Origin of the sequence: Pseudomonas khavaziana (genome assembly GCF_036704165.1) — a bacterium.
Lineage (GTDB): Bacteria > Pseudomonadota > Gammaproteobacteria > Pseudomonadales > Pseudomonadaceae > Aquipseudomonas > Aquipseudomonas khavaziana.
Window position 1 is genome coordinate 4,972,501 of the sequence record NZ_CP129946.1, and the last position, 18,097, is coordinate 4,990,597.

26 protein-coding genes and 1 tRNA gene are annotated in these 18,097 nt (G+C 54.1%); 17 read left to right on the forward strand and 10 right to left on the reverse strand.

All coding sequences use genetic code 11. The features are described from left to right. Positions 1-279: 279 nt before the first annotated feature. On the forward strand, positions 280-1,491 hold the full coding sequence (locus QYQ93_RS22170) for a site-specific integrase (RefSeq protein ID WP_338475480.1): 1,212 nt from the start codon (positions 280-282) through the stop codon (positions 1,489-1,491). On the opposite strand, the gene QYQ93_RS22175 is transcribed toward QYQ93_RS22170, so the two are convergent. Beyond that, complete coding sequence (locus QYQ93_RS22175) at positions 1,488-1,973, reverse strand: hypothetical protein (RefSeq protein WP_338475481.1); 486 nt, start codon at positions 1,971-1,973, stop codon at positions 1,488-1,490. The two genes, QYQ93_RS22170 and QYQ93_RS22175, sit on opposite strands and share 4 nt — an antisense overlap. A gap of 179 nt (positions 1,974-2,152) precedes the next feature. Here QYQ93_RS22175 and QYQ93_RS22180 point away from each other — a divergent pair, with 179 nt between their 5' ends. The 3 genes from QYQ93_RS22180 to QYQ93_RS22190 all read left to right on the forward strand — a co-directional run bounded on the left by QYQ93_RS22180 (position 2,153) and on the right by QYQ93_RS22190 (position 3,174). Further along, positions 2,153-2,353 carry a helix-turn-helix domain-containing protein gene (locus QYQ93_RS22180; RefSeq protein ID WP_134023847.1) on the forward strand — a complete coding sequence of 67 codons (201 nt, stop codon included), beginning with the start codon at positions 2,153-2,155 and terminating at the stop codon, positions 2,351-2,353. Positions 2,354-2,471: 118 nt separating this feature from the next. After that, on the forward strand, positions 2,472-2,708 hold the full coding sequence (locus QYQ93_RS22185; protein WP_026013795.1) for a helix-turn-helix domain-containing protein: 237 nt from the start codon (positions 2,472-2,474) through the stop codon (positions 2,706-2,708). Positions 2,709-2,769: 61 nt separating this feature from the next. Continuing rightward, a complete protein-coding gene (locus QYQ93_RS22190; RefSeq protein WP_093128165.1) occupies positions 2,770-3,174 on the forward strand; it encodes a hypothetical protein in 405 nt (134 codons plus the stop codon). A gap of 477 nt (positions 3,175-3,651) precedes the next feature. On the opposite strand, the gene QYQ93_RS22195 is transcribed toward QYQ93_RS22190, so the two are convergent. The 4 genes from QYQ93_RS22195 to QYQ93_RS22210 all read right to left on the reverse strand — a co-directional run bounded on the left by QYQ93_RS22195 (position 3,652) and on the right by QYQ93_RS22210 (position 4,895). Then, positions 3,652-4,110 carry a hypothetical protein gene (locus tag QYQ93_RS22195; RefSeq protein WP_338475482.1) on the reverse strand — a complete coding sequence of 153 codons (459 nt, stop codon included), beginning with the start codon at positions 4,108-4,110 and terminating at the stop codon, positions 3,652-3,654. Then, positions 4,107-4,370 carry a hypothetical protein gene (locus tag QYQ93_RS22200; protein WP_338475483.1) on the reverse strand — a complete coding sequence of 88 codons (264 nt, stop codon included), beginning with the start codon at positions 4,368-4,370 and terminating at the stop codon, positions 4,107-4,109. Before QYQ93_RS22200 ends, QYQ93_RS22195 begins: the two co-directional genes overlap by 4 nt. Further along, positions 4,367-4,552 (reverse strand): hypothetical protein, encoded by a 186-nt coding sequence (locus tag QYQ93_RS22205; protein ID WP_338475484.1) that lies wholly within the window; start codon positions 4,550-4,552, stop codon positions 4,367-4,369. Before QYQ93_RS22205 ends, QYQ93_RS22200 begins: the two co-directional genes overlap by 4 nt. 121 nt (positions 4,553-4,673) lie before the next feature. Further along, positions 4,674-4,895, reverse strand: coding sequence for a hypothetical protein (locus QYQ93_RS22210; RefSeq protein WP_338475485.1), 222 nt, complete (start codon positions 4,893-4,895; stop codon positions 4,674-4,676). 253 nt (positions 4,896-5,148) lie between these two features. On the opposite strand from QYQ93_RS22210, the gene QYQ93_RS22215 reads away from it, so the two are divergent. Together QYQ93_RS22215 and QYQ93_RS22220 are read left to right on the forward strand one after the other, a co-directional pair. Continuing rightward, positions 5,149-6,183 carry a ParA family protein gene (locus QYQ93_RS22215; RefSeq protein WP_338475486.1) on the forward strand — a complete coding sequence of 345 codons (1,035 nt, stop codon included), beginning with the start codon at positions 5,149-5,151 and terminating at the stop codon, positions 6,181-6,183. Further along, positions 6,180-7,043 (forward strand): SIR2 family protein, encoded by an 864-nt coding sequence (locus QYQ93_RS22220; protein ID WP_338475487.1) that lies wholly within the window; start codon positions 6,180-6,182, stop codon positions 7,041-7,043. Before QYQ93_RS22215 ends, QYQ93_RS22220 begins: the two co-directional genes overlap by 4 nt. A gap of 369 nt (positions 7,044-7,412) precedes the next feature. On the opposite strand, the gene QYQ93_RS22225 is transcribed toward QYQ93_RS22220, so the two are convergent. Continuing rightward, positions 7,413-7,823 carry a hypothetical protein gene (locus QYQ93_RS22225; protein ID WP_338475488.1) on the reverse strand — a complete coding sequence of 137 codons (411 nt, stop codon included), beginning with the start codon at positions 7,821-7,823 and terminating at the stop codon, positions 7,413-7,415. 185 nt (positions 7,824-8,008) lie between these two features. Then, positions 8,009-8,548: a hypothetical protein gene (locus QYQ93_RS22230; protein WP_338475489.1), complete on the reverse strand. Its 540-nt coding sequence runs from the start codon at positions 8,546-8,548 to the stop codon at positions 8,009-8,011. 432 nt (positions 8,549-8,980) lie between these two features. On the opposite strand from QYQ93_RS22230, the gene QYQ93_RS22235 reads away from it, so the two are divergent. The 6 genes from QYQ93_RS22235 (at position 8,981) to QYQ93_RS22260 (ending at position 12,414) form a co-directional block, all read left to right on the forward strand. Continuing rightward, positions 8,981-9,433: a DUF2280 domain-containing protein gene (locus QYQ93_RS22235; RefSeq protein WP_338475490.1), complete on the forward strand. Its 453-nt coding sequence runs from the start codon at positions 8,981-8,983 to the stop codon at positions 9,431-9,433. 431 nt (positions 9,434-9,864) lie between these two features. Then, entirely contained in the window at positions 9,865-10,041 is a 177-nt protein-coding gene (locus tag QYQ93_RS22240; protein ID WP_338475491.1) for a hypothetical protein, read from the forward strand. Between the two features lie 26 nt (positions 10,042-10,067). Next, positions 10,068-10,901, forward strand: a complete 834-nt coding sequence (locus QYQ93_RS22245) for a hypothetical protein (RefSeq protein ID WP_338475492.1) — start codon at positions 10,068-10,070, stop codon at positions 10,899-10,901. A gap of 69 nt (positions 10,902-10,970) precedes the next feature. Next, a complete protein-coding gene (locus tag QYQ93_RS22250) occupies positions 10,971-11,315 on the forward strand; it encodes a hypothetical protein (RefSeq protein WP_338475493.1) in 345 nt (114 codons plus the stop codon). Between the two features lie 8 nt (positions 11,316-11,323). Beyond that, a complete protein-coding gene (locus QYQ93_RS22255; protein ID WP_338475494.1) occupies positions 11,324-11,935 on the forward strand; it encodes a tail assembly protein in 612 nt (203 codons plus the stop codon). Positions 11,936-11,982: 47 nt separating this feature from the next. Beyond that, positions 11,983-12,414, forward strand: a complete 432-nt coding sequence (locus tag QYQ93_RS22260; protein ID WP_338475495.1) for a hypothetical protein — start codon at positions 11,983-11,985, stop codon at positions 12,412-12,414. Positions 12,415-12,424: 10 nt separating this feature from the next. Here the strand turns inward: QYQ93_RS22260 and QYQ93_RS22265 are convergent, their stop codons facing one another. Next, positions 12,425-13,153 carry a hypothetical protein gene (locus QYQ93_RS22265; protein WP_338475496.1) on the reverse strand — a complete coding sequence of 243 codons (729 nt, stop codon included), beginning with the start codon at positions 13,151-13,153 and terminating at the stop codon, positions 12,425-12,427. A 186-nt stretch (positions 13,154-13,339) separates the two neighbouring features. Here QYQ93_RS22265 and QYQ93_RS22270 point away from each other — a divergent pair, with 186 nt between their 5' ends. Next, positions 13,340-13,957, forward strand: a complete 618-nt coding sequence (locus QYQ93_RS22270; RefSeq protein ID WP_338475497.1) for a recombinase family protein — start codon at positions 13,340-13,342, stop codon at positions 13,955-13,957. 23 nt (positions 13,958-13,980) lie between these two features. Continuing rightward, positions 13,981-14,754, forward strand: a complete 774-nt coding sequence (locus QYQ93_RS22275; RefSeq protein ID WP_338475498.1) for a hypothetical protein — start codon at positions 13,981-13,983, stop codon at positions 14,752-14,754. Positions 14,755-14,830: 76 nt separating this feature from the next. Here QYQ93_RS22275 and QYQ93_RS22280 read toward each other — a convergent pair. Next, positions 14,831-14,907: transfer RNA gene (locus QYQ93_RS22280), tRNA-Arg, on the reverse strand. 326 nt (positions 14,908-15,233) lie between these two features. Here QYQ93_RS22280 and QYQ93_RS22285 point away from each other — a divergent pair. The 3 genes from QYQ93_RS22285 (at position 15,234) to QYQ93_RS22295 (ending at position 16,356) form a co-directional block, all read left to right on the forward strand. After that, positions 15,234-15,464 carry a hypothetical protein gene (locus tag QYQ93_RS22285; protein WP_043050356.1) on the forward strand — a complete coding sequence of 77 codons (231 nt, stop codon included), beginning with the start codon at positions 15,234-15,236 and terminating at the stop codon, positions 15,462-15,464. A gap of 11 nt (positions 15,465-15,475) precedes the next feature. After that, complete coding sequence (locus QYQ93_RS22290; protein ID WP_043050355.1) at positions 15,476-15,655, forward strand: PA3371 family protein; 180 nt, start codon at positions 15,476-15,478, stop codon at positions 15,653-15,655. Positions 15,656-16,029: 374 nt separating this feature from the next. Then, positions 16,030-16,356 carry an Arc family DNA-binding protein gene (locus tag QYQ93_RS22295; protein ID WP_003193592.1) on the forward strand — a complete coding sequence of 109 codons (327 nt, stop codon included), beginning with the start codon at positions 16,030-16,032 and terminating at the stop codon, positions 16,354-16,356. Positions 16,357-16,461: 105 nt separating this feature from the next. On the opposite strand, the gene mgtE is transcribed toward QYQ93_RS22295, so the two are convergent. After that, on the reverse strand, positions 16,462-17,904 hold the full coding sequence (gene mgtE / locus QYQ93_RS22300; RefSeq protein ID WP_043050354.1) for a magnesium transporter: 1,443 nt from the start codon (positions 17,902-17,904) through the stop codon (positions 16,462-16,464). Positions 17,905-18,097 lie beyond the last annotated feature (193 nt).

Below are 18,097 nucleotides of genomic sequence, written 5' to 3' on the forward strand. Positions count from 1 at the left end.
GCCGATAGAAAGCGACTTCAGGCTTGAAATAAACCAAAGCTATATAGAAGAAATGTCTGAGTGGCGAAATCGGCGAATACCGACAACAGAAGGTGCTAGCAATATGGATGGTGTCCCAGGGCCGGTTCGAACGGCCAACCTTCCCCTTAGGAGGGTCAATTTATGCCCAATGGGTACAGCCACAAGCCCAGCATTATTGGGCCTTTTAGTCCCATTGAGTCCGTGAACGTCGAGCGGTATAGTGCTTTTTGCTGCCACCCTGCTGTCACGGTCGAACCCTTGAAAACCAAAATCACTCAGAAGCTTATTGGCAGCCTAGCCCCCGAGGCGAAAGCATACCGCGTGCATGACACCGTGCAACCCGGTTTCTTTATTCGCGTACTGCCCAGCGGTCACAAGTCCTACATGGTCACTTGGGGCCGAAACAAGAACGCCACCCTCGGGCGTGTCGGCGTGCTTACCCTTGACCAAGCCCGAACCGAGGCCGCCCAGTACTTAGCCGATGCGCACGCCCACGGCGAGCCCCTGGCCATCGCCCAGGGGCGCAAGGGATCAGCCCTGCCCTCGCTGCGCGATTTCATCGACGACACCTATATGCCGTGGTTCAAGGCTCATCACAAAGGTCACGAGAAGACACAACACACCCTCAGCAATAACTTTGAAACAATCATGTCCCAGCGCCTGGACGCGATCACCGGGCGAGACCTGGAGCAAATCCGTACCGCCTGGATGCAAGCCGGCAACAAAGCATCGACGGTGAATAGAAAAATGGGCTCGATCAGCGGTGTTTTCAGTCGCGCCGTTGAGTGGGAGTACATCGACACACACCCGCTGGCCAAGCTGAAACAGCTCAAAGTCGATTCAAAGGGGGTGATTCGCTACCTGGCTGCTGACGAGACCAAGCGTCTACGCGATGCCCTGGACGCTCGACAGGATGAAATGAGGGCCGAGCGTGAGAGTGCAAACACCTGGCGGACGGACCGCCACAGAGAGCCACTGCCAAGCCTCCTGCAACTGCCCTTCACCGATCACCTGAAGCCAATGGTGCTGGTATCGTTGAATACCGGCATGAGGCGCGGAGAGCTGTTCGACCTGAAATGGTCAGCGGTGAACGTCGACACGAAGACAATCACAGTCGTCGGGGCCACCACCAAGACAAGTGATACGCGCCACATCCCGATGAACAAGGAGACCATTGGTGTGCTGGAAGCCTGGAAGAAGCAGGTCAGCAAGTCGCCGTACGTGTTTCCAGGTCAGGGCGGCGGTCGCTTTGAAGACGTCAAAAGCGCTTGGTTCAAGTTGCTTGAACGGGCGCAGATCGTCGGGTTCCGCTGGCACGATATGCGTCACGACTTCGCATCACGCCTGGTGATGGCTGGTGTGCCGCTCAACACTGTCCGGGACCTGCTGGGGCACGCCGATATCAAGATGACTTTGCGTTACGCGCACCTGGCGCCGGGAACGAAGGCGGCAGCGGTAGAGTTGATTTAAAACGGGATTATGTCTTCATCTCTAATAGGTACGATCGTTGCGCTATTGCGGTGCTTTTCGACGTGCTCAAGAAGGTCCCGCCAGCCTGACCTAACCGAACTCAATGAAAGATCATCATGGCGATTACTAAAAGTACCGTCGGGATAATTAAGCCAAAAATATGAACTTGCCTTAATAGTTTCCCAGATTCTCAATTCGTCGTATGTGAGAGCCTCAGGCAAGTTAATAGCAAGCATTACAAGTCGCACAGACTCGTCAGTCGACCATACGCTATCGAGCACGGTCGATAGGGATGTCCCATTGACATCAGTGGATTGCTGATCGATAGCCTGGGAAATGGCCCACTCAATCACCGCGGTTAGAGATCGTTTTTGCAGCCTACCCATGATATCGAGGGCGAATTTGATTTTCGGATCAATCCTGATCCCAACGGCAACCGTAGTGCTGGTCTCGCCGGTCCGCTTGCTCGTTTTCGTCGCCATATACCTGCCACCTCAATAGATCGGCCCAACCGAATCCAGGCGTATAGCTTGCTGCACTCGCATTCTCTCGTCAATCCGAATGAGTGCGGATGAATTTAGCAAATGCTTGCACATTTAGAATTTATAAATATAGACTAGCAACCACTGGCACCAATCTAACCTAGCCAGAAGGAGTCGTTATGTCACAACTCGCCGCACTGCCACCTCTCTCAGTCAGCGTTGAGGAAGCAGCACGTATGACCGGCTACTCGCGGTCGGGGATTTATGAAGTCATGGCTAATGGAGATTTGAAGGCGTTCAAGCTTGGCAAGCGCCGCTTGATTCTTGTGGCCGAACTGAAGGCTTGGATTGAGCGCGCAGCAAAGGCCGGCGCACGGTGAAGTGCGGAAAGAATAAGGAGTGGAGATTGCGCAAGGCTGCGCGAGAGATTGCCAAGGCGGTGCTCGAACACCGCCTTAGCGAAAACACACTGGGTAGCACCAACGTGAAGGGCAAACTATGACACGTCATTCTTCAACAGAGCAAGACTGCAAGATGATGGAGGCCCTGCGAAACGGGCCGGTATCGACCATCGAAGCCGCCAAGGACCTGGATATCGTCCAGCCCCCCAACACCATCCGCCGCCTCAGGAAAAAGGGTCATGAGATCCGCACCTATTGGACGCACCAGTCCACCGAGCCAGGCCGGCCGCCTCACCGCGTGGCCAAGTACATCCTGATGCGCGAAGCGTCGTAATCCAAAGATAGCGGGTGTCTCCATAACGGAGACACCCGTTCCGCCTGCCTGTGAGCCGCTAATGGCCAGAAAAAAATCCTACAAAGTCGATTTTGGCGGCGGCCGAGTTTTGGCGCTTCCTTATCGGCTCTTGGTCAGCGACGCCTTCGACAATCTGTCGACCAAGGCGGTAACGGTGCTGATCAAGTTGGCCAGGAACTACAACGGCCGCAATAACGGGGATCTCTCCTGCACTGCCTCAATGATGGCCAAGGGTAAGCCTATGGACGCGAAGACGCTTGCCTCAGCCCTCGCTGAGCTTATGGAGGCTGGGCTGATCGTTCGCACAAGAGAGAGCCGTAAGGGCGGCAGAGAGCAGGGGATGGCCCGTTGCGCGCTGTATGCGGTCACGTGGGCAGCAATTGACGACTGCCCGGGAAAGGAACTCGAGATTTCCCCTGGGCCACCGCGCTTCAAGTTCATCTGATTTCGAGTTTTTCGGTGGGAATTTTTCCGCCTAGTACTGGGAATTTTTCCCAGTCATCACTCCCTCATTGTCCGGTTGCGTCCGGTTATTTTGCTGAGATGGTGCAGTACTGGGATTTTTTCCCAGTACCTTTCAATGAAACCGGGGCCTCCAGAGGAGTGCGTAAACGGAAAAAATCCCACCCTTTATAAATTACCACCACCAGGGGTTATTAAGATGGGACCAAGGACCTACCAGCAGGCCCGCTGCACTCATGGTTATGCAGGGAAATGTAAGCGCATCGGAGGCTTCACTTTCCTTGTTCTCGACTGGCGACCTTGGACGATGCTCGGAATGTGCAGACCGTGCGCCGAGGAAGTGAGGAAAGACCTTATCTACCTCACCGAGAAGGCACCAACGGCCAACAAATGAAAAAGGGCACCACCCTGTTTCGGGGTAGTGCCCTTGATGCTGCGAAGGTTTCGTAGTTTGTCAGCCCTACTCCAACACCAACGCGCGGTATTGCTGATCGCCGCCCAGGTCATCCGAGCCGAACAGGGCCTGATTGACGGCCTTCCGGCTCTCCAGCATCTGGTCGTGTTCATCATGCGTGCCGATGCCCGCCGCTACCCACTCCGGCAGCTCCTTGCGGCGCCGCATCTCGTACAAGTGCGTCCACCACCGGGTAGCGTGTGCCCGCTCGGCAGAAATCGCCACGGCCGCCTCTTCGTTCGCGTCATCCAGCTCGTTTTCCATGCACTCGCACCACTGATAAATTTTCGTGGACCAGTCATTCGACTCGAGGATGCCGAGTTGCGCGAAAGCGTTGCCGGTACTGTCTTCGGGGAAGTGCTGGAGCATCAGCGTGAAGATTGCGTGCATGTTGTTTAGTGCTGCCTGCGCTTCGTACAGATCACTGGTGGCGGTCTCGGCAATTGCCTTGTAGGAGCGGCTCATTGGTCACCCCCGGCGGCCAGTGCAGCACACCCGACCAGCGCGGCGGCGATTTGCTCGCGGTTGCAGTCGGCGGTGTTAGCTCCGTCAGCGGCCAGGCTCCACGCAACGTCTACCAGGTTGCGGACGTGCTGACTGGTGCCCTTGTCTGCCAGAGCGGCATAGAGAACCGCCTCAACCTTGCGCAGGGCGATCTGGGCGCTTTCGAGATCCTCAAGAGCATCATGGGCGACTTCTTGGATGGTGCGGACCTGGGCGCTCATACGACACACCCTAAGCAGATCCCGCGTGATTGGGCGGCGCCTGGCAGAACCTTGAAACTGATGTCGCCCAGGATCTTCAATGGGGCCAGCTCAGTTAGCTTGATGTTGGCCGGCAGCGCCATGGTGGCGATGATCTGGCCGCGCGCATCCAGAATTTGGATGGTATTCTGTTTAGATTGCATGACGTGTACCTCTAAGTTTCGTCGTGTGATAGCCGGCCCGGTGGTTGCACACCGGGTTGGCACCTCTTCTGAGATGGCCCAAATCTGGACCATCGATTCAATCGGCTAAGGTTTCAGCCGATTACTGCTTGCCCTTCTCGCTGATCCAGCCCGCCGCCCAGCTCAAGGGGTCTTTCGACTCCATCGGGCTGAGTGGCTTGCCGTCCCGCGCAGCTTGCTTGCCCTCCTCTTCTGTTTTGGTGTGAATCCACAATGTCTGCTGTTTGAAGCCTGCCTCGCGCTGGCGCACCCTAAATTCGCGCTGACGGTCAGCTGTGGTCTTCACCTTCTTTTCATTTTCCATTACCACCTCGTTACCCGTAACATAAGATGATGGTGCCACAACGTTACAGGTAACGCAACAAACAGTAGCCTCGATGACGGCATATCGATGTGCGACCTCAGATTTTTTCCCAGAACGACCAATCTCCGCGCGGTAGCTCGCGACAGTTTCGATGGCTAGAAATTCTCAAAATATGGACTTGATGGTGGCGTTTTGGTAGCGTTCCGCAATTCGGCGTGTCGCACAGCCACACTAACAAACAAGGAATGTAAAAATGGCCAAGGTAATAGCGTTCTTCAACAATAAAGGGGGGGTCGGAAAGACAACCACCTCTTGTAATGTGGCCGCTGGGTTATCTCAGAGGTTAAACAAACGCGTCTTATATATAGACCTAGATCCACAGTGCAATGCGACATTGCTAATTGCCGGTGAAGATCGTGTTACAGAATGCTATTGGAGCGATCCCGATAGTTATAAAACCATCATAGACATAGTTGGCCCTCTCTTAGTCGACGAACCTAGCATCAATTTTGGTGTAGACGCTATCATCAAAAAAACCAACAGGTTTGGTGTAGATCTAATTATGGGCCATCCCAACCTCTCTGAGATTGAGGACAGGCTTGGTGAAGCCTGGGTTAAGGTCCCAGGTGGCGACGTTGGCGCTCTTCGAAAAACAAACTGGTGCAACGCATTAGTGTCCAGCATCGGAGAAAAATACGACTATATAATTCTTGACCTCGGCCCTAGCTTAGGCTCCCTCAACAGATCAGCACTTATTGCGTCAGATTACTTTGTCACTCCAATGTCGATCGACATCTTTAGTATTGTAGGCTTAAGAAATATATCCCGCTGGCTTGATGATTGGAATAAAAAATACGACCGAGGGGTTAACAACCTTTCAGACACCCATCCTAATTACTTCTCTACATACCGGATAAAAGAGTCCATAAATATCAGCAGCGGCTGCCTTGGTTACACAAGCCAAGCGTACCACGCGCGAAAAAACAAAGATGGTGATAGACGCCCTACAAAAGCCTTCGAATCAATATTAAAATTATTCGAGGAAAACTTTAAGACATACCTCGGAAAATATAGCGCTCCTAATATCGAAAATCAGAGTCTTATGCTTGGTGTCATCCCCAATATGTTTAGCCTTGCAGCACTTGCGCAGCAGAGTTCATCACCTATAAGGGATTTGAAAGCAAGCGACGGGATCTTCGGCGCACATTACTCCCAAGCCAAAAACTATTCTGAGATATTTGACAAAATCGCATTGAATATTGTTAAAAACGTCGGGGCAGCGAAATGATCGACTGGCCTGATTCTTTAGTTCAAGAGCTAGCATCTAAACGAGCCATCATTTTCATCGGTGCCGGTATATCTTCCGGATCGGTATCGAAAAACAATCCTGATGTGCGTCCGCCTGGCTGGAAAAAACTGCTAACTGATGCAGGAGAAAAATTCAAACGTGCTGACGTACCGTTTATCAACCAGCTAATTCAAAATGATAAGTTACTGGATGCGGCTGAAATTATATTTCACGGTACAAATCCAGCTGATAAAAAGGCATTTTTTGTCGCTCAGTTTGCCACTCCCGATTTCATACCTTCAGATTATCACAGCGCTATTCAAGGCATTAACCCCAAAATAGTAATAACCACAAATTATGACCAAATCTACGAAAAGCAATGCGACGCATTAATAGCAGGGCACGGGTACTCAGTGAAGAAGTTTTCGGACACTGACATTCTTGACTGTGTACGATCAAACGACAACCTGATTATCAAAGCTCACGGCTGTATTTCGAGCCCAGGTAACCTGATATTAAATCGTTCTGACTACTACGCCATCAAGAAAGACCACGCAGGCTTTTACACGGTTTTAGACAGCCTACTGACTGTGAGTACTGTCTTATTTCTCGGGTGCAGTATGTCAGATCCTGACATTCAACTAGTTCTAGAGAACACTAATATATCTGCGCCATCCACACACTCACATTACGCGGTAATGCCCCACGGCACGCATACTGCACTAATGTCAGCAATGGAAAACGCATACAACATAAAAATACTTGAGTATAACCCTCAAAACCATCATGAGGATCTACTGGAAAGCCTTAATGAACTAAGACTTCTAGTCGACTCGCAACGCGAAGTAACCCTCTCTTAATTATCACAAGCGTCAGGCGGTGAGTTAGAATACTTCACCGCCCTAACTTTATAGTCCTAATGAAAAAATTAAAGATTTAGCGAACGCCCCTCGCCCGCTGTGAAACAGCGAAACATCTAATTCCTTGGTCTTACGGATAAGTCGGGAGCCTCGCTGATTATCTGTGCGAGACAGATCATATGAGCCGAATCGGATCATATGGTCTGCTTGCCTCAAATCCGCCACGGAGACCAGGCAGAGTTAGCTGCCGACGTAGGTGTGCCTCCGCGATCATAAGTGCTGCTCTCCCCCTCCCCATTGAGATCTGAGAAAGTGTGACGTTTTGATCTCAGTGAGACGTTTTGGTCTCACAAACCAAACTGATGCTGATTATTGCCCATCAGGAGATATAGCTTTTGAGCTTTTCCCGAACAAGAAGTCTTGATAGATCTCTTCCGGACAAGGGTTGCCGGTAAATTTGATAATCCGCTTGGTCACCCTGCGACCATCACCGGTAAGCCCTGCGGTAACGCCCTCATCCTTCATAGAAACTCCAAGCTGGCCACTTCCTGAAACGTCGTAGAACTCTTCGATCTGCACCTCTTCAGCGCAAGCTATGCGAAGGGCAATGGCTTGTTCCTGTTGAGCCTTAGCTTGAGCTAAAACGATACTGGCCATTGTTTCAGCCTGCATTTTCGCGTGATTGAGCTCGTCCGGTGCAGCCGCTTTAGTGCCACTTGCCGATACGACTTTCAGAAGCGCCTCAATTGCGACGCCAGTAAGGCCAAGATAAGAAAGCATGGTTTTTTCTCATAAGTGTTCACACATAGTTTCGGCCTAAGTACGCAGTCCTTTAAGGCTCCAACAGCGAAATCCTCGTGAACTGGGCAGATTGATAGCTCTAGCGGCACATGAACACCTGACAGCAGGCCGGAGCAGGTTTCACGATGACAAGGACACCCTCACTCAAATGTGAGCACATCTGTTCACATTGCCAGCGCCCGCTCTACGAACGCTCGTAGGCAAAGACCGGAATTTAGGAACTGATCCAGGAACACAACTTGACCGCCCTGCTGATAAGCGGTGTTCAGCGGTCCTTTCTTAGCGTCCAAGGTGAGAACAACCGACTCGAAGGATCGGGAAGCCAATGCTACATCTGCTTCGTTAGGATAAAGCCTTGATTTAGCTTTCATGCGCGCACCGATCGTACTCCGCTGCTGCGCCATGAACGCCAACTCCGCCTCGCTTGCGAAGCAACCCTGATCGAATCCCCCATATCGTTGTTCATCCGCCGGCACAGACTCGTCGTAGAAACCGAATAACGGAACCGTCTTGACGGCCCGCTGGACCGTTGCATTGATGAAAGTTTTCAGCTCAGCCTTCTCCTCGGGGATTGGTGGTATCTCAAACTCCGCTTCCCGGGTCATGCAAAGACAGTACTGGTTAGCTGGAAACTCAGTGGTTAGATCTATTTGATGGTCGAACAGTATATTCCAGACATTTGCGTCAATATAAACGCTGATCATACGCACGCTCCTTGCCGTAGTTAGGTCGCTGTCCTTTCAAAACATTTGGCGAGGACGATGCCCAGCCTAGCCTTAAAATCTTGCCGTGCCGAGTGAGACGTTTCGGTCTAAGTGGGATGGTTTGGCCTATCTGGCAGATCGAGAGTGGTTCCGATTTTCTCGGTACTCAGCCCGGGCGTTGTGAGACAGACCGTTTGGGCCGAAACAGACCGTATCGTCTGACTGCAGGACGATCCCAAAATGGCGACTCCTCAAAGTTGAGGAGCCAAAAGTGCCGGATATCCCGACACATCCCGCTAACGCTCGTAACGTTACTTTCCCGTTACCTCACGTTTAAAACGCGGCCAGTGGTGCGCCTGGCTGGGCATTGCCTTTGCTCGCCGCCTGGGCAACCATGAGGATTCTTGACAGACCCTAGACAGATTCCAGCCCATGGCCGCGCTCAACAACGAAATCAAAGCCTTTATCGTCCAGTCACTGGCGTGCTTCGACTCGCCCTCACAGGTCGCGACCGCCGTTAAGGATGGCTTCGGCGTGGTCGTGTCGCGCCAGCAGGTCGAGACCCACGACCCGACACGCAAGAGCAGCAAGGGCCTGGCAAAGCGCTGGGTGACGCTGTTCGAAGACACCAGGGCCGGTTTCCGGTCTGAGGTGGTCAAGGAGCCGATCGCCAACCGATCCATGAGACTGCGCGCGCTTGGGCGGATGCTTGAAGAGGCCGAGGCGCGCGGGCACCTGGTGATGGCAATGAAGCTGATGGAGCAGGCGGCTAAGGAGTGCGGGGACATCTACACCAGTCGCAGGGCCAGGACTGACGCGGGCAAATCCGAGCCAGCCGGCCGCGTCGAGGTTGAATTCGTCATGGCTCCACCCAAAGACGCCTGACAGCAGGTCGGAGCAGGTATCCCACCACCGGTGGGGAACATATCGACGACCATTCGACGACTGCTCGACGACCGCTTAGCGAATACCGAGATGCGTCCAAAGCTGGACACATCAAATCCGCGCCACGTTTTCAAATCTCGCAAAACGTGGCGCGGAAACCTGACATCCCAAAACGGTAGGTCAGCCCTCCCCGCACCATCCTCAATCTGAAGTTGGACTGAGCTGAAAACCCAGCCCTGTATCACTTTGGATACCACCGGCTTACTGCAACAAAATCACCCGCCAAAATCCCGCCAAAACCAACTATTTCAGTCCCATTCAATCCCGTTCTGTGTAGCACCTGAGGTGCACCCTAAAAGCACTGGATATGCGGCCAGATACTCCCTAATGTGAGCTTTGCAAGGCTTTCAACAGCTCACAGAGGATTGATCATGTCAGTCAGCGCCAGCAATACCAAACCCCGTGGCCCACAAGCCAAACCCACCCGCGCCGAAATCAATGCCGCGTGGGGCCGCCTACGTTCGGCCGCCGAACAAGGAAGCGTTCAGGCAAGCGCTCTGCTGATCGCGCTTGTTGAGAACCGCCCGCTTCACGTCGACGCCGCTTAATCGACCCACACATCAAAGGTAACTCAATGAAAATCGGCAAACGCTCCGTCCTCAAAGTTGGCTTGGCCAACCTCCATTATTCCGAATACGAGCATTCCCAGGTAGAGGCCCGAACATTCAATATTCAGCGCCCCGACGGCACGAAAGGCACCTGGCAGGCCGGCGGCTTGCTGAAGTCGGTTCGCCATTTGCAAGGCTTGGCGCTGGAGACTTTCAAGGATCTTGGAGAAGAAATTCTTTCGATTCGCGGAAACAAAGACCTCAACGCCGCGGCCATCGAGCGCAAGGGCAAGGAGCAGATTGACGGGATCGTTCCTGCCTTGATGCCGGCTATGGAAAAGGCGGCAAAGGATATGCTGACGCTGGCCCAAACAGTGGTCAACGGCTTTGCTCCAGTCACGCCTCGCGCGAGCTCGGACGTTGTTGGTTTCCTGGCTGATCAGGAGCTGCGAGCCATCGTGCGCGGCCTCAAGCCGGAGGAGCGTCAGCGGCTAGTAGCTGAAGCGCGCGCAGGCAGTCACCCCGACGTTGTAGAGGCGGTGCTCAGGGCAAACCCAATGCTCTCCGGGCTATCGCCAGAGGCGGCTGACAGCCTTTCGCGCGCAGGAATTGCCGCGTCGCGCGCCGAAGACATTGATGGGCTCAAGCAGATGCTAGCTATCTACGATGACGTGCTGGCCACCGCCTCCAATGCCGGTGTCGCACTGAGCGGTATGGTCGCCAATTCGAATGGGTACACCGGCCGGTTTGAGAAGTGGCGATCGGGCTGTGAGGGCTCCGAAGCACTTCGCGAATGGCTGGCGAAAATGCCCACCCGCACCTCTGCAAAAGCGACCCCTGATCAATCCGAAGCGGCCTAACCGACCATCCGTGCGCTACGCAAGTGTTGGTAGCGCCCATCAGCCGGCTGATTCTTTGAGTAAGAAGACATGACGTTTCAAGAGCGCTTTACCGAGGCGTGCAAAACGCAGAAATTCAAACCCTACGAACTGATCCAGGGGCCGGACGCCGGCTACACGGTGTGGGAGGTCCAGCACGTCAGTGGTGGCCAACAGGTGACAGTCGACGGCCCCTTCTTCACCGAGGAAGAGGCGATGGTTTCGGCCGACCTGCTGAGGGGTACATTCCGCGGTGCCCGGGCCAGTGAGGCGATCTACAACCGGGTGTGGAACTACGACCCGCGCCAGGAGCAACTGACGATCGACCAGGCGCATATGTCGCGCGCAGTGCTCGCCATTCGCCTTGGGCTTCCAGCCCCTTTGACCAATCCATAGGAGGCCTCATGGCCGCTACAGCAATCCATTACAACCCGCTCACCACAATCAAACTCTACGGCCAGCTCAGGCAGTTCGGGAAGGTCTATCACCTGGCCGTTCGCTCGCCTGCCGAAGCAATCAAGGCATTATGTGTGCAGATTCCAGGCCTCGAGCGCTTTATCTCTAATGCTAAGTCGCGTGGCTTGGAGTTTGCGGTCTTTCGCGGCAAGAAAAACATTGGCGCGAAGGAGTTGGGATACCAGGGCACTGGCGACATCATCATCTCGCCCGTTATCGTCGGGAGTAAGAGAGGTGGCGTTCTTCAAACCATCGTCGGCGTTGTATTGCTCGCAGTCGGTGCGGTGCTTACATACGCTTCTGGCGGTACGGCCACGCCGTTCACATCAGGGATGATGATGATGGGCGCGTCCCTCGCCCTGGGCGGAGTTATCCAAATGCTCAGCCCTCAGGCAGGCGGCCTCAAGACCAGCGCCGCACCAGAGAACACCCCAGGCTACGCCTTCGGTAGCGCCAAGAACACCACGGCGTCGGGTAACCCGGTCCCGCTCTGCTACGGCAAGCGCAGGGTCGGCGGAGCAATTATCAGCGCCGCGATCTACGCCGAAGACCAAATGTGACCATTGAACACCGGTGCTAAAGTTGCAGATCATAACAAGGAGTTCCCATGCTGAAGATCGCCCCTGCAACTGCCCTGGTCGTCTTGATGGCCGGCTGCTCTACCTCTCCTGTCGCGTTCGACCAGGCCAAGCCTGTTCCTGGCGACAGGGTACTGGCCTACGGTAAAAAACCGGCTGGGCAATATGGGACAATTCAAGTTGCACGTGACACTGGCTTTGTCGGGGGTGGCTGCTTCGTTGCCATTCATGTTGACGGTCGACCAGTTGCACGAATCGACACTGGCGAAGTGGTAAGCCTTTACGTTCCTGCTGGCGAGCATCTGGTGGGGCTTGGCGCGGATGCAAGCGGGTCGGGTTTGTGTACCTGGTCGGGAGCGCTGAAAGAACAAGCGACCATCCTCAAGCCCGGGCAGACGAAGCGCTTTCGAATCGGAGGCGATACCAACGTAGGCCTGGACATCCGACCGAGCTCGATTTGATGGGCAGCGATCAGCCCCCCCCTTCAACAGATCGTATCGTTAGCGCAGAGGGATCGTCTCCGGCTACCGCTTTAAGAAACTCACGCACAGTGAGGCGCGCCAAGGCAAACTCTCCTTTGGCTTGGCCGTCGACCAATGAACGGCACGCAGCCCTCGTCGCAAGATAGAAAACGAAGCGGCCGTGATTTAAAAAAACATGCGCTCTAGATTGCTTCCACTTGTCCAGCATCGTCCCGCGCATGAACCACTCCATCCGGTAAAAGTCACGTCCTCCGACCTCTACTCGATTGTCTTCACTGAAGTTGAGGCAAGATGCAAAATTGAACGAAAGGGCTGATGTTCTCCCCATGTTCAGAAGCCAAAACATTCGATTTTCTTTGGAGTAAAACGCCTCTCTGGATGATCGCTCCTCTTCCGAGATAGGAGAGTGTTGCAACTCCAAGACTACCCCTGCCCCCTCGGGCCGCGGGCATAAAACATCAGCTCTATGGATTTCCTTTGTCTCTGGATCTCTCATGAACACTTCACAATAGCGAGGGCTGAAGCAGCCTTTCCATCCCAGATGCCATTCTCCCTCGGGCTCGCTCCACGGATCGCAATCACCACTGTCGTGACGCCAATGCGCAGCCTTGAATTGAGGGATGACGGCCCTTAGCGTGCCACCGCAGCCGACGCATTTGGTTTGCTCCCCTTTTACTTGAGGAGGTCTCTTTTCACCTTCTATCATCGCCGAGATCATTACGCACTCCATGCTGGCAAGTAGCAACCATGCTATGCCGCATCGGACGTCATCTCAATGCGCTCTTTTCTGGTATGCCTATCCAGATACAGGCTTATTTTGTCTTTTTTTGGCTTTCCGCTTGATAAGTAACACCCAAAGTGAAACAGTATTAGTAGAACGCCCTAACTGATACAGGCACCCATCATGTTCATCCGCGCATACCTCCGAGCATCCACCGAAGAACAAGACGCCGGCCGCGCCCGGGCATCGCTCGAGCAGTTCGCCAGCGACCATAACAAGGTCATCGCCAGCGTGTACTTGGAGAACGCCAGCGGCGCCACCGCAGACCGGCCTGAGCTGGTGCGCCTGCTCAAGGATGCCCGTAAGGGTGACGTGTTGCTGGTGGAGTCGATAGACCGCCTCTCCCGCCTCCCAGTGGAGGACTGGCAAAAGCTAAAGGCTGCGATCGATTCCAAGGGGCTGCGCATCGTTGCGCTCGACCTGCCGACCAGCCACCAAGGAATGCAGGACACCAAGGGCGACGAGTTCACGGGCCGGATGCTGGGGGCGATTAACTCCATGCTGGTGGAAATGATGGCTGCGATCGCGCGCAAGGATTACGAGCAGCGCCGCGAGCGCCAGGCTCAAGGCATCGAAAAGGCCAAAGCCGCAGGTAAGTACCAGGGGCGCCCCATTGACGCTGACCTGCATAAGCGCGTGACTGAACTACTACGCGCCGGCCTGGGCATCCGTGCCACAGCTAGGCACGCTAACTGCTCAACCACGACAGTGCTGCGCATCCGCGATCAATTATCGATTTGAATGGACTTTTCTCAGGAGCTACCGTGAAAAATTATCTGTCGCTTTTAAGTCATGGCAGCAAAATCGCTGGCGCTGCAGTTGGGGGCGCTGTCGGGTCACTCACGGGGCCGGCCGGCACGGTTGCAGGTGCCGCGGTCGGCGCTGCAGTGGGTGAAGCTTGCGTAGTAGTGTTGGATGACATTGCCCAACGAGTTCTTTCGCCGAGAGAGCAGCAGCGGGTCGCCGGTGTCGCAGCGCTGGCAATCGATAGTATTCGTGAACAGTTACTCTGGCGACCGCGAAGAGATGATGATTTTTTCGAGGCGGAAGCCGGGAACCCCTCACCCGCCGAGGAGGTTTTTGAGGGAGTCTTGCTCGCCGCGAAGCAAGAGCACGAACAGCTAAAGCTCCCCTACCTCGCGAATTTCTATTCCAACCTTGTATTCATGCCGTACATCAAAAAAGCCGAAGCTAATTTTCTACTCAATATTGCCGAGGACCTAACCTATCGCCAATTCTGCTTACTCAGCCTGATTGATCAGATTGCTTCGTTCAAGACCCGTGACGAACCGTGGTCCAGAGATAAGCCAATGCACCCGGAATCCCATGAAACGACATTAGAGGCTTTTTATTTGTACCAAAAGCAGCTGGCGAGCAGCTTCAGCATCAATGAGGCGCGAGGGGAAAATGTATATCAGCCGGGGCTGGTCATCCCAGCTTTCGCGATAATCTCAGGCCCTGGCGTAAAACTGGCCGGGTTACTGGGATTGCACGCGATACCTAAAGCCGAGCTGGAACGATTAGCTTCAGTCTGGTGACAATCTTTTTGCTGTCACCCTGCTGTCACAGCCTCACAAGACATGAGATTAAAACAGCTCTAGGCCTGAAATTATATGGTGTCCCAGGGCCGGTTCGAACGGCCAACCTTCCCCTTAGGAGGGGGATGCTCTATCCAATTGAGCTACTGGGACGAATACTGCCGTCAGCGCAAAAGCCAGCTAAGCGATGATCGGCGAGCATGTTAACGGCCAGGGCTGGTTTTGTCATGTCGTCCACAGGCTTTTTGATTGTAGGCGGATGCTTTTGGGCATCGCCAACTGCAATTCAACCTCTCGCCACCACGCATCGGTCGTGCAAATTGCACTGCCTTCAAATCTCCATACTTGCAAACTGCAAGCTTAAGAGACCGAATTCAAAGATAACCGGTTGATTTTATTGAAATAAAATATTGGCACGGCATCTGCAATGGTTCTATCACAAAAACCAATTGATCCAGGCATCCACGGAGTAGATCACCATGAACAGCGCCCTTCTGCTAGGCCTTAATACAGTGGCATTGACTGCCTTGGTGATGCTCCAATTCCAATCGCCTACCGAAGACACTGCGCAAATCAGCAAAGCGACCCCGCATTACCTTCAACAGCAACAACGCCCTCAACTCGCAGTGATGAACGCCACGCCGCAATCACCTGTCAGATTGGCCCTGGACGCACAAGGCGCGCCAGCCTCCGAACACTGGGTTTTCTGAGAACGCTGCTCATGTCCAAGCTTGCCTGGCTATTTCTTTGCCTCACTTTCACCGCCACACTGCTCGGCCTGGTCTCAACGACCCAGGATGATCAAACCACCGCCTTTATCGCCAGCGCAGTGTTTGGCAGCCTGCTGCTCCTGACGCTCATCGTAGGCCGTCGAATCAAATTCGACCCTGTCCTGCGCTGACCCCCTACCTTATGTCGCCTGACATTAGCAAATAAGCAAACTGCCACTAGTCTTAAGGGTGCGGGCAAAAGGCCATATTCCTTATGGCTTGAGCCCTTCGAATCGCACGCGTGACAGTCATGGGCGAAGGTCGGCCACCCTCAGCTGATTGCGAGAAGTTTTCTAACCAGTCCGCAAAAACGCAAATCAGTGCTGGCATAAAGCCTGTAGGCAGTTCAATATTTGTCACAGAATTGACGCCAATGAAATGTCAAATCTGAGGCATGATGCGGCCTCTTTGCAATTCGGGTTGAACTTTGGTCGTGAGCCTTGTCTTAACACTCATCTTGCGGCCAATTCCAAAAACCGCTCCCCTGAACTAACCGGTTAAATATATGCGCCCATTGAAACAGGCAATTTATTCCAGCCGTACGGCTGACAAGTTCGTCGTACGTCTGCCAGACGGAATGCGGGAACGCATTGCCGAGGTGGCTCGCAATCATCACCGCAGCATGAACTCCGAAATCATCGCACGCCTGGAACAGAGCCTTATTCAGGAAGGTGCCTTGGGTGAAGAGTTGAGCATGCGCCTGGACAGCCCCGAGCTGTCACTGCACGAACGCGAACTGCTGCAGCGTTTTCGTCAGCTCTCCCATCGCCAGCAAAATGCGCTCGTCTCGCTGATCGCACACGACGTCGAGGCAGCCGCAGAAGCCAATTGATTGACACAGAAAGCCGAAGCCAGCTATGTGCTGGCTTTTTTTTGCGCGAAATTTGGAAAGGTATGATGTGGACGAGGGGCAGATTTGCCCCCCCGCCGGAAGGGATCAAAGCAGGAAGATAGTCGCCAGTCCCAGGAAGATAAAGAAGCCACCACTATCAGTCATCGCCGTGATCATCACACTGGCCCCCATCGCCGGATCACGGCCAAGACGCGCCAATGTCATAGGAATCAAAACGCCCATGAGCGCCGCCAGCAAGAGGTTTAATGTCATCGCAGCAGTCATGACCACCCCCAGGGACCAACTGTCATACAGCAGGTAGGCGACGATACCGATAACCCCTCCCCAGACAACGCCATTGATCAGCGCCACCGCCAGCTCTTTGCGCATCAGGCGTGAGGTGTTGCCGGTATTAACCTGGTCAAGGGCCATGGCACGCACGATCATGGTGATGGTCTGGTTGCCGGAGTTACCGCCGATACCCGCTACGATCGGCATCAGCGCCGCAAGTGCCACCAGTTTCTCGATGGAACCCTCGAACAGGCCGATAACTCGCGAGGCGATAAACGCGGTGATCAAGTTGACCGCCAACCAAGCCCAACGGTTACGTAGCGAGCGCCATACCGAGGCAAATATATCTTCCTCTTCACGAAGGCCCGCCATATTAAGGACTTCTGTTTCGCTTTCCTCACGAATCAGGTCGACCATCTCATCGATAGTCAGACGACCAATCAGCTTCCCGTTCTTGTCGACAACCGGCGCCGAGATCAGGTCATAACGCTCAAACGCTTGGGCGGCATCATAAGCATCCTCATCCGGATGAAAGCTCACCGGATCACTGGCCATTACGTCTGCGACTTTCTTTTCTGGGTCGTTGACCAGCAGACGCTTGATTGGCAGTACGCCCTTGAGTATCCCTTCGTAGTCGACCACAAACAATTTGTCGGTATGACCTGGCAGCTCCTTGAGACGGCGCAGGTAACGCAGCACCACTTCCAGGCTGACGTCTTCACGGATGGTGACCATCTCGAAGTCCATCAGCGCGCCAACCTGATCCTCGTCGTAAGACAGCGCCGAACGCACGCGCTCACGCTGCTGCGAGTCGAGCGCCTCCATTAACTCATGGACGACGTCACGGGGCAGCTCAGGGGCCAGGTCGGCGAGTTCGTCCGCATCCATCTCCCGGGCAGCAGCCAGGAGCTCATGATCGTCCATGTCGGCGATCAGGGTTTCACGAACGGAATCAGAGACTTCTAGAAGAATATCGCCGTCGCGATCCGCCTTGACCAACTGCCAAAGGGTCAGTCGATCATCCAGTGGCAGGGCTTCGAGAATATAAGCAACGTCGGCGGAGTGCAGGTCATCGAGCTTGCGTTGCAACTCGACCAGGTTTTGCCGGTGAACCAGGTTTTCAACACGGTCGTGATTCGGACCTTCCTGACGGTGCGTGAGGTCTTCGACCACACGCTGGCGCTGCAGCAGCTCAATGACTTGAGCCAGGCGATCCTGCAGGCTTTCTTGTGTTTTCTTTACTTCTACTTCGGTCATAGGCGAACTCCACTCCCAGCAGCGGGGCACGCCGGAAGGATCAATCAGTCAATTCATGATTGGTAAGACGGGGTACTGAGTAACTACTGGGTAAGTCCATGGAGGTATTCCACAAGCCCCGGCGGGGCTGACGGGCGCATGATACACCGCCCGGAGGTTTTAAACGTTAAAAAACTGGAAAGAACAAGTGCTT